Origin of the sequence: Neisseria sicca (assembly GCF_014054945.1) — a bacterium.
GTDB classification, from domain to species: domain Bacteria; phylum Pseudomonadota; class Gammaproteobacteria; order Burkholderiales; family Neisseriaceae; genus Neisseria; species Neisseria sicca.
In genome coordinates, this window is record NZ_CP059566.1 from 1,275,806 (window position 1) to 1,287,930 (window position 12,125).

Below are 12,125 nucleotides of genomic sequence, written 5' to 3' on the forward strand. Positions count from 1 at the left end.
CAAATATGCTGGTTTATATGGATGACGAAGGATTTGATGAGGGACGTATTAAAGCCCCGATACTACGTCCTTTCTTGATGTACTCAACGGCATTGGCTGCCGTATGGCTATCGGTTCTTTACTTCACTTTCAATAATGAAGATTTTTCCCTGCTTCATTTGGATGTAGTGATGCAATTTGTGTTGTATGTTTTCTTATGGTTGTTAACGCAGATTGCCTTTTTCTTCACCCTGCCGACGGTTTCGTTCGGCAGAAAGGGCTTTATGGTCAAAGACGGTGGCACACATCTTTACCGTAAAGAAGACCTTGCTTCCGTTGTGTATTCAGAGAAGGAAGGCCTTTTTATTAAGACGTTGGGCGGGAGGTGGTATCAAGATAAGACCGTCATTTTTGAAAAACATACTTATCAAATGCTGACTCACCTATTCCCCGGTGTTATGGTTTTGGAGCGTGGAATGGAAGCAGAATAGGCGTAAATCCCTTGAAACCTACTCTGTAACAGGTTTTATGGTCCTTACGGATATATCGTCCGTTACCGTATTTGTTTTCCGGATTACAGTCTGAAACCAAGTAGGTGTCAGCCAGTAATGGAAGCATATGCCATTTTTCGATTTGCTGTCCGAGCACAATAAACCCGAAAGACAAAATAAAGGCAGATACGGAATGAATCCCTGTTTTTAACCCTGCCCAACCTTTTTGTTTTATAGCCCTACAAAAGAATCCCAAACCTACTACCAACATCAGCAGTGCGGGAATGGAGGACAACAATATGAAGAATGCCCAAATAGAGACCGAAAAATTCAGATATTCGGAATAAATGCCAAATTTGGCATTGTAGAAATGTATGGCATCGATTTTGCCGAACAGAAAAGCCAACGGCAGCAGGCAGCTGAATTTTAAGATTAGTGAAACCTTCTTCTTTATTTCCTTGCTGTAGAGATATACAGAAATCAGGGAAAACACAAGAAATCCCGCGTGAGCAGGAATGAGATGTCCTTGACTCATCCAAACGTAGTAATTGGTAAATGTTATGCCCGTCCAAATTTCTGGGGTCATCAAGATTTGTTTTATCGGACTATGCTGCAACAATTCATTACTTTTTTGGCTTTCCATTTGAAGTCCAATCTCAATATTTTAAGATTTAGATACTAACAAAAAGAAAGGTTCGTTATGCCGTATGTCAACAAAATCGAAATTATGGGCAACCTAGGGCGTAATCCAGAATTACGGTATATGCCCGACGGTCGGGCGGTTACGAATGTGTCGGTAGCCGTACAAAAAACGTGGAACGACCGTGAGACGCGCGAACAAAAAGAACGCACTGAATGGTTTTCCGTCATATTGTACGGAGGACAGGCAGAAACCGTATGTAGACTGATGGAAAAAGGTGACTGCCTGCAGGTATGGGGGGAAGTACAGTCTCGGCAGGTTCAGGGGCGAGATGGTTCAGAAAAAACCGTGTTCGAAATAATTGGCAAAGAGATGCAGATTATACGAACCAACCCTCGTGAAAGGGTTTCCGGCGGTATTCACGACATGATGAAACCTTCCGTCGGACAGTCGGTTCAGAAATAACGACTGACACAACCACATGTTACATACTGAGTTTTCTATGCCCGCCTTTTGGCGGGCTTTATTTTGGAGTATTTGTAATGAGAAAACCCGTAACCGATATCCTGGTATCCCTGCTACTGGCTATTACTACCATATGTGTCGGTCTGTATCTAGGAGCGGTGGTTTATTCGAAATGGCTGGGACTTAAAACTGCACCGTCGTTATCTTTGCTTTATGCCTATTGGCAGCATTTCGACCGGTTACCGCAAGGCATGGTTTTTCCGCTTAAGGTTTCGACGGCAGTTGCAGCCGCCATCCCTGTTGTCGGACTGATTATGTTACTGATCTCGGTTCTGAGGGGAAAAAGAAAGGAGTTGCACGGTTCATCAAGGTTTGCGAGCGAGCGCGAAATCAGGAAATCAGGGTTGTTGGACAACCCGTCAGCAAAGAAACGCAAAAAGGGAAAAGATGTGCCGGATCTGATTTTGGGCAAATACAAAGGGAAATATCTGCGTTGGTCAAACGATGGCTTTCTCTACTTGGCTGCCCGTACCCGAAGCGGTAAAGGTATAGGTTTTGTTATACCCAATTGCCTGCACTACCGACACAGTATGGTGGTCAACGATATAAAGAAGGAAAACTTTCTGATTACCGCCGGATTCCGGGCCAAACACGGGCAGAAGGTGTTTTTCTTCAATCCGTCAGGAACGATGCCTTACCACACCGAAGAGCCTGACGCGCCGCTGATCAGTCATCGTTGGAATCCGCTGACTTATGTACGCCGCGATCCTGTTTATACCTATAAGGACGCACTATCCGTGGCGGCGATTTTTTATCCGCTTAAAAATGACGATAAGGACGGCTCGAATTTTTGGCAAGAAGCTGCACAGAAATTGTTCACAGGACTGCTGCTGTATTTGATTGAAACAGAGAAGGAACGTGATCTCAATCTAATGCAAAATATGACAACAATGACCAATCTTTTCCGACTTACTTCCCCCGCCAACGGTAAGACTTTGAAGGAATGGATAAATGACGAACTGGAATTGCGTGCTATTTCTTCTACGGCAAGTCTTAGTAGGAACTGTGTATTCTTACTGAGGGATTTTCTCCAAAAAGCAGACAAAGAGGCGGCAAGCGTCTTATCAACAATGAATGCACCTTTGTCAATCTTTCTTGATCCTGCGGTAGAGGCTGCTACAAGTGGAGACGATTTCCGCTTAGATAGACTGCGCATGGAACCGACAACCATCTATTTGGGTGTTGCTCCAAACGAATTGAAAATATATAGCACGTTATTGAAACTGTTTTTCAGCCAGTTATGCGATGTCAATGTCCAGCAGGGTCTGCCGTCTGACAACCCCAAATTGAAATACCAGTGTCTGTTGCTATTAGACGAATTTACCGCGCTGGGCAATATCCCTGCCATCGAAAAAGGGGTGGGCTATCTGGCCGGTTACGGTATCCGCCCTATTCTCGTCTTTCAAACTCCTTCACAGGTGGAAGAAGTATATGGCAGTACGGCACGGCAGACGTTCTTCTCCAACTTTGCCATCCGTATGATTTTTGCACCTCGCGAACAAAACGATGCGGAAGAATTGAGTAAGTTGATCGGATTTTATACCTATAAGGCGAAAGGAACGTCCCGCTCTCGAGGTAAAAGCAGCAGTAGCGGAGTGAGTATCAGTGATCAAAAACGTGCGGTCATGAACCCTGACGAGCTCAAGGTCATGCCGAATTCCGACTGCATCATCAGTATGGCAGGGATGTCCGCTATCTATGCAGAAAAGATTATCTATGATGAAGACCCTGCCCTCAAAGATCGCGCTTTCCTGCCTATCCCACATGTTCCCGAGTTGAATGTACATATTGAGGCAAAGAAACCGGTTGAGGTTTCTAAACCTGCATATGTTTCGCCGGAGGAGATGGAAAGTTTCAACTGGCGTGACGCGGTTAACGCTGAAGAACTGGCTCGTTCGGTACTGGAAGCGATTATTCCGGCTGGCAGCCCACCGGAATTTGTCGCGCAGATAGTTCCGGTAATTGCCCGTAATTGGGGCGAAGGCAGCCTATCCGTTATTGCCAGTATATTGAAAGAGACATCAGGTATTACGGTCAACACGAAAGAGATACACACAGAATCTGCTTAATGATGGTTTTCAGACGGTCCAAAAGACCGTCTGAATTTTTAAGCAGCCCGTAAATTTATCGGAGGTTTGAGATGAAAAAAATTGTCCTAGTTACCGGTGGTTCGGAACGACAACGTAACCGATATATTGCAAGTCAGCAGATTAAATTTAAGAACAGGGACATCAGAGCAATTTTGGCGCTGAGCAATGAAGAAATACTTCATGATATGGAATACGCATGGGGCGTTGATTTATATATCGGTATGAACGATACCGAATACATTTCACAAGCAATCATGGATAAAGTCACGGAGCGTGTCCACTTATCGTATGAAAATGGGGAGCTTTCAGTCATTGAAACAGATAATTCCGGCAAACAAACCAAATATAAGTATGATAACGATGCAGATACTTCATGCTGGCAGGCGATTACACAGACACAAATAGTCGTTATCGGGAATAGTGACGATGGTCGAACAGTCTTCCCACCTGAACTGTTAAATGCTGAAGGTTGTGATACGGCCTTTTCTTTCGGTATATTGCTCTCTACAAGTGAATTGCATGATCCGTTCGCGCATTGGGACTCGGAAATTGCTAGCCGATTGGATAAGTTATTTCATTACCGACTCAATACTGTTTCCTATGATCCTAAAACACGAACCGGTTTTGCATCTATAAGCGATTCGTCCCCGCCTGCCGTAGGAACGATTCGCTGTCTGCCTGAAGATAAATAATGAGATGTGAGGAGAATCAAAAGGTTTTCAGGCTGAGGTGGCTATTCTTTGCGGAGATACACGTTACGATTTAAACCACAGGTTCAGGAATGCTGTTTATAAAGTAAGTGGTATTTTCAATCAGACTTATGATGAAGCTGCGACCGACGAGATTTACAGACTGGCTTATGTTGCTGCCACACGTGGTATTCGCCGGGTAATTTGGTTTGTTGATGATTCCCAAAGTACCGGAGCATCTTTCCAACTAAAGTCACATCATTAGTATACGGATTTAAATTATTTGCCGCCATTGACCAGGTGTTAATGGCGGTTTTCTTTTGGGAGGACATTTATGAACAACTATGAAGGAAACAAAAATGGCGGAATATGATGAAATTCGGGCGGCGTTGAGCCATATCGGTGCAGATGACCGTGATATGTGGATACGTATGGGCGCAGCTGTCAAAGACGAAATGGGTGAAGACGGTTTCCACCTGTGGGATGAATGGTCTCAGACAAGCGGCAATTACAACGCCCGCGACGCAAAAGCGGCCTGGAAGTCGTTCAAACCAGGGCATATTAGTATAGCCACATTGTTTTATCATGCCCGGCAGAACGGCTGGCGGCCTGAAAAACCCTATGTTCCGCTTTCCGATGCCGAAAAAGCCCGGCGGCAGGCGGAATCCGAAGCAAAACGGCTTGAAGCAGAGCGGTTGAGGCAAGAAGGCTACGAACGTGTGAAGGGGACTGCGCAAAGAATATGGGCGCAGAGTGTGCCCGCCACATTGGCACACCCCTACCTTACGGCCAAAGGCATAACCGATCCCACCGTAGTTTCAGGTATCCGCCAAAACGAATACAACGACAGCCTGAGACTGCAAATCCCTGTTTTCTACGACGGCCAACTGTACAACCTGCAATCTATTGATCCCACCGGCGACAAACGCTTTTTGAAAGACGGTCGAAAAGACGGCGGTTATACGGTGATCGGCGATGCATCCAAAATTTCAAACGGCGTGGTAATCGCTGAAGGTTTCGCCACCGCCGCCAGTATCCATCAAGCAACTGGACAGCCTGTTATCGTAGCTTTCGATGCAGACAATATGGTCAAGGTGTCCGAAACACTGGCGCGAAATCTACCATCCGACACCAAAGTAACGATTGCGGTCGATAACGACGCGTCGGGAAAAGGTTTGCATTCTGCCCGGCAGGCGGCGGCCTTTTTCGGAGATCGTGCCGTGGCCATCGAACCGGAATTCAGTATGCAGCAGATTCAGAAGTTTCAACAGACGGCGGGAATGGATAAACAAGGCAGACCGAAACTGCCGAGCGACTACAACGACCTGCACCAGTTGGCGGGCATCGAAGCCGTCAGAAAGGCTGTGACAGAAGGTCGGAATCTGGCCGTTCCTGCGTCCGAGCATCGCATACAGCTTGATACAGATATGGAGCAGGCGATTGCCGACGAGATTGCTGAATGGCAGGCACGGCAGCAAGCAGCGGATCGTGGTCATACGGCAGAATCCTCGGACAGGTCGTCTGAAAGCCCTGCATCCGAACAGTCCGGCAAACAGAAGGAAGAAGAGATGATTCAGCAAACCGAAACATTGCAAGCTGTAACCTCAAGTCAGGCAGAAGTCAACGGCATCGAATACGCGGAAAAACGGCGTGAACGGACAACCGAACCTTATCAGCCGATTGATCCCGATCATCCATACGGTATCGGCCGTACCGGCAGTCATTTCGGCGACGCTCCACCGTTGGAAACAGATGCGCACGGCAAGGCAAAATATTTTTACGAATCCGACTTTGCCAAGTATCAACTCGATGATGCCAGAACCGATATACGTTATGTCCGCACCTCACCCGAAGCCATACAGAAAGACTTGGATGCTGCGGGAGACATCAATTTTTATTACGGTATTACCGAAAGTGGGCGGACGGTCATGTTTACCAAGACTGAACAAGGATGGCAGTCGCCGCAGCCCGGCAACCGTCCCGTCCCAGCTCAAGATAGAGCTGAGCCGCCTCCACAACGGGAATCGGATACCGAACCGCTGCGGGCTTTGCAAAATGAGGGTAGAAAAGCCGTTCTCGATCTGAACTACAATATCCCGCCGGACAGTATTGCCCACCGCTATATCGTTTCAGACGGTAAATATATGTCTGCAGAAAACGGCACGACCGTAATGTTTACCGATAAAGGCAACAAATTGAGCACGGCCCGTTCGGATGCACAAACTGTCAATGATATGTTGGAAGTAGTCAAAGAAAAAGGCTGGGACAACATCAAACTGACGGGCAGCAAAGAATTTAAGCGTGCGATGTTTCTTGCAGCAGAAAGCCGGGGAATCCGTACCGCCGGCTACCGTCCGACCAAAGAAGATTTGGCTTATCTCGACCACCTGCGTGAGGAACGGGCATTGAACGGCGTGGAAGAACGGCACACGCGCGAACCGGTTAAAACCGGTGAAAGCAATTCCCCATCCCCTCACCATAATAAAAATCCTGATAGGTCGTCTGAAAAGGCAGTGCTAACCCGCGAACAGTCATCCGTACCTGCCGAGGGCGAGCGTATCGTGACCGTAGGCAGTGCCCCCTATCTTCATAATGCCCAAAATAAGGAAAGCCCTTATATCGTACTGGAACGGGACGGCAAAGAGCGCACGGTATGGGGCGTGGACATTCCTGACGCGATGGAACGCAGCGGCGCGGAAGTCGGCGACCGCATCCGGCTTCATTCGTTGGGCAGGCAGCCGGTAGAGGTGGAAGTACCGATTTACGACAAAGACGGCAAAGTTACCGGTATGGAAACAAAGGCTGCATACCGCAACATGTTTGACATGGAAATCGTACGCGAACAGGAAAAACAGAAAGAGCATGAAACCTCTGTCTCGCAACCTGACACCGCCGCCCTGTCCAAGGCAGACGAAATGCTGGCGCGGAGCAAAACACCTTCCGATGCCACCATCAATACTTCCCATACCGCCGATACCCAAGCAGGCGTGCCGTTACAGGGTATAGGCCAGGGTGAAATACCTGCAGAAGTGGCGGTACGCGCGGCCAAGATGAAATCTGACGCGCTGGATACCCGGCTGCAATCGTCCAAAGCCGTCTATATGACCAAGGCCGGAAAGCTGTCCAAAGCCAACAAATCCCACCTGCAATTCCACGAACGTAACGTTATGGATGCAATTCGGGGGGTGAAAGGAGACGCACGAAAACTGGCCTTGGCCAACTATTACGAACATACCGCCGAGAAAATGAAGGGGTCGAAGCTGGATTTACCCAAACCGGCTCAGATACCAAGCCCGCAGCATTCTGTACGGCAACAGAACGACCGGGATCGGCAGCATGAGAAAGAGCAGGAAGTGGAAATCGGCCGCTGAGTTTTTAATCCGATTCTTTCATTACAGCCTGAAACCTTGCAGTTTCAGGCTGTTTTTTTCTTGGAGGCAATATGGCAGAGAATGAAAACAAGCAACCTGCGGGCAGCAGGAGAATGAAAATCCTGCAACAATCACTGGTAAAGAAACAGGCGGCGTTCGACCAACGGCTGCAAAACCATTTCGACGACGTTCGCAGTGCGAACGGACAACCACTCAACGACAAGCGCAACGGACAGACAACATTGAACCGCTGGGAACGCCAAAACGACGGTTTGCGGACGGCGGACAAGGAAATTGAGAAGACCCAGCGCGCCATCGAACGTGAACAGGCGGCCATCGACCGCGTGAACAATGCCGACATCCCTGCGTTTTTAAAACCGATGATCGAGTCCGGCGAAATTACCCAATGGCGCAAATTCCCGAACCGCTTTTTCGTCAGCGGCGTAGAAAAAGCACGCATCATATGGGATAAAGACAAGCAGCAGTTCGGCTATGCCTACCTGCAAGGCGTGAAAGGCGAACAGTTCACCAAATTCCGCGACACCTATAACCATATCCTTGCCCTGCACCGTCAAGAACGCGAAAACGAAACCAAACAAGAGGCGGCATCAGAAAAAAACGAAGCCCGGCCGGCACAAGAACCGGCAGAAAAGTTACCTGAAATATCTGTGAAACGTCCTTCCCAGCTACCCACAATGCCTGATTTCGGTCTCAAAGGTGAAGACCTTCGAGCCTTCAATCGCGGCTGGCAGAATGCGGCTGATTCTTTGGATGCGGTCATCGCCAAACAATCCGAAAAAATTGCCGAACGAATAGCTTTATTGGAAAAAGCCGGTATTCCCTATGTTCGTATGGAAGCATTTATGGACAAAATCAATGGTGGTGAAGTCAACGGATACGGGGAGAAACATACGGTGCAACGGTTGACTGAACTGGAACAGTTTACAGAACGGTTGCGCGACAAGACCATGAAACCTTCCGGCTATATTGGCACCGGTTACAAAAATCCCCGTACTACTGCCTTCACAGCCTTGGGTTGCGATATTGCAGATACATACGCCAAGCTGGATCCTGCCATTCCTTATTACGAAGATCGCAACATCGTCGCGTGGCTCAGCCATCACCCTGTACCACAGCAGATCCGCCCTGCCCCAACTACCAAAGGTTCAAACACAGCCGTTATACAACAATCCCTTGAGGAACGTTTACAGGAAGTTCAAGGACAGTACGAAAAGCGGTTATCTGATATGAATGCAGACGGGCAGAAAAAGCACCGCATTTTAGAGGCAGGCATGGAAAACCTGATTAAAGGTCTGCCCGAACAAACACAGTTGCAGGCGCGCCTGAATTTCTATCAGACCCAATATGGCCGCCTGACGACACAAAAAGACCTGGAACAGCCTCCTGAGCAACAGGAACTGTTTTACGGACGATAACGATAAGAAAGGTCGTCTGAAACCATGTTTCAGACGACCTTGTTTTTTTAAGGATGAAGCTATGCCTGAAATCAGTGTCTATGGGTTGACTGAAGAAGAAATCAAACAGCTCACTCAATTAGCAAAACAGCATTATGGTAAAGCCAGCGTATCATGGATGGCAAAACGGCTTTTGAAGGCACAGCTTGAAAAGGAAGAACCCGAATTGATTGGGCTTCCACCTCCTAAAAGCAACAAACGCATTACCGTCCGACTACCCAACAAAGACCGTGCGTATTTGGAAGAGGCCGCTAAACGGCGTGGCGGCACGATCAACGATGCAATACGCGACATCATACAGACACATATCAGCCGCCATCCTATCCTCTCTGCCGTCGAGCTGGACGAATTACACCATTCAAATTACCAACTTTTGAGTATCGGACGAAACCTCAACCAAATCGCTCACAAACTCAATGCGGGCGAACCTGTCTCTCTGACATCACAATACATCGCCGAACTGCGCGAAATCATCAACAACCACACCGAGTGTGTCGGGCGGGTACTGCATACCCAGCGAAGGCGTAAAAAATAAGGAGGCAGACTATGGCGACCAATCCCATAGACGACTGGTTTTTAGGTTATAAAACCCGTGCCGTCAAATCCAAAGACCGGGGCGGCTTGTATTTGGGTAACGGCCGCCGCCCGTCAAAACCGTTGAAATCCGGCAGTGGCCTAACCAACCTTAAGGCCGCCGCTCTCAAGCACCCCGAAGTAATGGTAAAAATACCTCGTCGCCTCAGCAGTAATTCAAAAGGGATTGCCGGAGTACGCGGCCATTTGGACTATGTATCACGCAACGGTAAGATACAGGTTGAAACCAATGACGGCGAACGCCTAAACGGTAAACGGGAAGTACGCGACTTGGTGGAGGACTGGAAACGACTGGGAATTGCCGAACACACCAAGCATAAAGAGGCATTGAACATCGTACTGTCGATGCCGCCAGGTACACCGCCGCAAGCCGTACTGGATGCCGCCCGAAACTTTGCTGCCGAGCAATTTGATGGACACAAATACGCCTTTGCACTGCATCACGAGTCGGACAAAGAGGGTGAGCCGCCGCATCCACACGTCCACCTGTGCGTACTGGTGCGTAATCAGTTCGGTGATCGGCTCAATCCGCGTAAAAACGACCTGTTCGAATGGCGTGTCCGCTTTGCCGAAAAACTCCGGGAAGAAGGTGTACAGTGCGCCGCCACTAGGCGACAGCATCGAGGAATAACGCAAAAACCGGAAAAAGGCGTCTTTCGTGCCATAAAATCTCGCGGCCAAGTACCGAACCGCTACCGGCAACAGGCTGAAGAACTGATTGAAGCCGTCAAACACAACGAACGACCGACGCATCAGTCTTGGAAGAAAATAATGCACACCCGCGGACTGATAGTGGATGAGTACGGCAAAATAGCCAAAGAGCTGTACAAAATGGGACATAAGACCGAAGCACGTATCATCAGCCGGTTGGCCAAGGAAACCGCCGCTCAGCCGCGTGATACTAAGGCGCAGCAACAGTTTGATACAGCCGTCAACAACGGCATGACTGCTGAAAAACTGACCCAAAACCTGAAGCATCAACTTGATGAAAGCGAGCAATTCAGCAATCTGGCACGAAAATTGTCGGAAAGCGGACATAAAGTGGAAGCGAAGCTTATGCAGGATATTGCCGTTGCGGCAGCCGGTCGATCCATTGTCGGAGAAACATCAGTGGAACGCAGCAATACCCAATCAGCAGAAAATCCGTCCCTGCATCATGAACACGGGGATGACGGATTGACACGGTAGTTTTGAATCCGTACATACGACAAACCATATTTGCAGAAACCATACGGCAACGACAACCCGGCCGCAGCACTGGAAACGGTGCTGCGGCCGGGCTTTTTTGTTTATAGGAAATAAACACCTCACTTGCTATCAATTTACAAAAATGATAGCATTTAACAGTATTCAAACAACCTCGAAAGGAACGGATATGCCTTCCATTACAGTCAGAAACCTATCCGAAGAGACCCATCGAGCCCTTAAAGCACGCGCATTAGCCGCCGGTCGGAGTACGGAAGCCGAAATAAGGCTGATACTGGATCAAGCTGCACGTCCCAAACAACGCATCCGTCTTGGTTCACTGTTATCTGATATCGGTCGGGAAGCAGGAGGCGTGGATTTGGACATAGAACGGCAAGAGCAAACTGAGGTACGGTTCTAATGATTCTGGTGGACACCAATATCATTTCTGAACCGCTCCGCCCCAAACCTGATTCTGCCGTCATCGCTTGGTTGGACAGACAACCGGTGGAAACACTATATCTTTCCAGCATTACTGTGGCGGAACTGCGTTTCGGCATAGCCATCCTTCCTGAAGGCGGAAAAAAACGGCTGTTGTTGGAAAAACTGGAAGAAACAGTATTACCTGTATTTTCAGACCGTATTTTGGATTTTGACATCGAAGCTGCCGTTGCCTATGCCGAAGTCCGTGCAACAGCGCGGGCAGCAGGATTCACCGTTGCGGCGGCAGACGGCTATATTGCGGCCATAGCGCGTTACCACCATATGACGGTAGCTACCCGAGATACGACTCCGTTTACCGCAGCCGGATTAAAAGTCATCAACCCGTTTCTAGGTGGTAAATAAATAGTCCATACCAAACAACAGTCTCTCTCAACCGACTGATAAACAAAAAATCCCTTCCCCGACAGCCGAAACCCAAACACAGGTTTTCGGCTGTCGGGGAAGGGCTTTTTTGCGAAGGTCTCGGTCGATATGTTTGGCAATCATGGTTTGTGCGGTTTGCTGGAAGAAGGTACTCATGAGAAATCCCCTAAATGTCTTGGTGGGAATTTAGGGGATTTTGGGGAATTTTGCAAAGGTCTC

General features: G+C 48.4%; 11 protein-coding genes. 10 read left to right on the forward strand and 1 reads right to left on the reverse strand.

Annotation, left to right across the window (positions count from 1 at the left end):
• The first annotated feature begins 5 nt into the window (after window positions 1–5).
• Complete coding sequence (locus tag H3L95_RS06185) at window positions 6–470, forward strand: hypothetical protein (RefSeq protein ID WP_003759627.1); 465 nt, start codon at window positions 6–8, stop codon at window positions 468–470.
• Here H3L95_RS06185 and H3L95_RS06190 read toward each other — a convergent pair.
• Window positions 436–1,113, reverse strand: a complete 678-nt coding sequence (locus H3L95_RS06190) for a hypothetical protein (RefSeq protein WP_003759625.1) — start codon at window positions 1,111–1,113, stop codon at window positions 436–438. The two genes, H3L95_RS06185 and H3L95_RS06190, sit on opposite strands and share 35 nt — an antisense overlap.
• A gap of 57 nt (window positions 1,114–1,170) precedes the next feature.
• On the opposite strand from H3L95_RS06190, the gene H3L95_RS06195 reads away from it, so the two are divergent.
• The 9 genes from H3L95_RS06195 to H3L95_RS06235 all read left to right on the forward strand — a co-directional run bounded on the left by H3L95_RS06195 (window position 1,171) and on the right by H3L95_RS06235 (window position 11,885).
• A complete protein-coding gene (locus H3L95_RS06195; RefSeq protein ID WP_003759624.1) occupies window positions 1,171–1,575 on the forward strand; it encodes a single-stranded DNA-binding protein in 405 nt (134 codons plus the stop codon).
• Between the two features lie 77 nt (window positions 1,576–1,652).
• The gene (locus tag H3L95_RS06200; RefSeq protein ID WP_003759622.1) at window positions 1,653–3,704 is read left to right on the forward strand and encodes a type IV secretory system conjugative DNA transfer family protein; all 2,052 of its coding nucleotides are present in this window, start codon (window positions 1,653–1,655) and stop codon (window positions 3,702–3,704) included.
• Window positions 3,705–3,775: 71 nt separating this feature from the next.
• Window positions 3,776–4,417: a hypothetical protein gene (locus H3L95_RS06205; RefSeq protein ID WP_003759620.1), complete on the forward strand. Its 642-nt coding sequence runs from the start codon at window positions 3,776–3,778 to the stop codon at window positions 4,415–4,417.
• Between the two features lie 356 nt (window positions 4,418–4,773).
• Window positions 4,774–7,785, forward strand: coding sequence for an LPD7 domain-containing protein (locus tag H3L95_RS06210; RefSeq protein WP_040668751.1), 3,012 nt, complete (start codon window positions 4,774–4,776; stop codon window positions 7,783–7,785).
• A 71-nt stretch (window positions 7,786–7,856) separates the two neighbouring features.
• Window positions 7,857–9,221 (forward strand): hypothetical protein, encoded by a 1,365-nt coding sequence (locus H3L95_RS06215; RefSeq protein WP_003759617.1) that lies wholly within the window; start codon window positions 7,857–7,859, stop codon window positions 9,219–9,221.
• Window positions 9,222–9,282: 61 nt separating this feature from the next.
• Window positions 9,283–9,795, forward strand: a complete 513-nt coding sequence (locus tag H3L95_RS06220; RefSeq protein WP_003759614.1) for a ribbon-helix-helix domain-containing protein — start codon at window positions 9,283–9,285, stop codon at window positions 9,793–9,795.
• Between the two features lie 11 nt (window positions 9,796–9,806).
• Entirely contained in the window at window positions 9,807–11,042 is a 1,236-nt protein-coding gene (locus H3L95_RS06225; RefSeq protein WP_003759612.1) for a relaxase family protein, read from the forward strand.
• A 187-nt stretch (window positions 11,043–11,229) separates the two neighbouring features.
• Window positions 11,230–11,460: a FitA-like ribbon-helix-helix domain-containing protein gene (locus tag H3L95_RS14205; protein WP_040668749.1), complete on the forward strand. Its 231-nt coding sequence runs from the start codon at window positions 11,230–11,232 to the stop codon at window positions 11,458–11,460.
• On the forward strand, window positions 11,460–11,885 hold the full coding sequence (locus H3L95_RS06235; RefSeq protein ID WP_003759608.1) for a type II toxin-antitoxin system VapC family toxin: 426 nt from the start codon (window positions 11,460–11,462) through the stop codon (window positions 11,883–11,885). The genes H3L95_RS14205 and H3L95_RS06235 overlap by 1 nt, the downstream gene beginning before the upstream one ends.
• The last annotated feature ends 240 nt before the right edge of the window (window positions 11,886–12,125 follow it).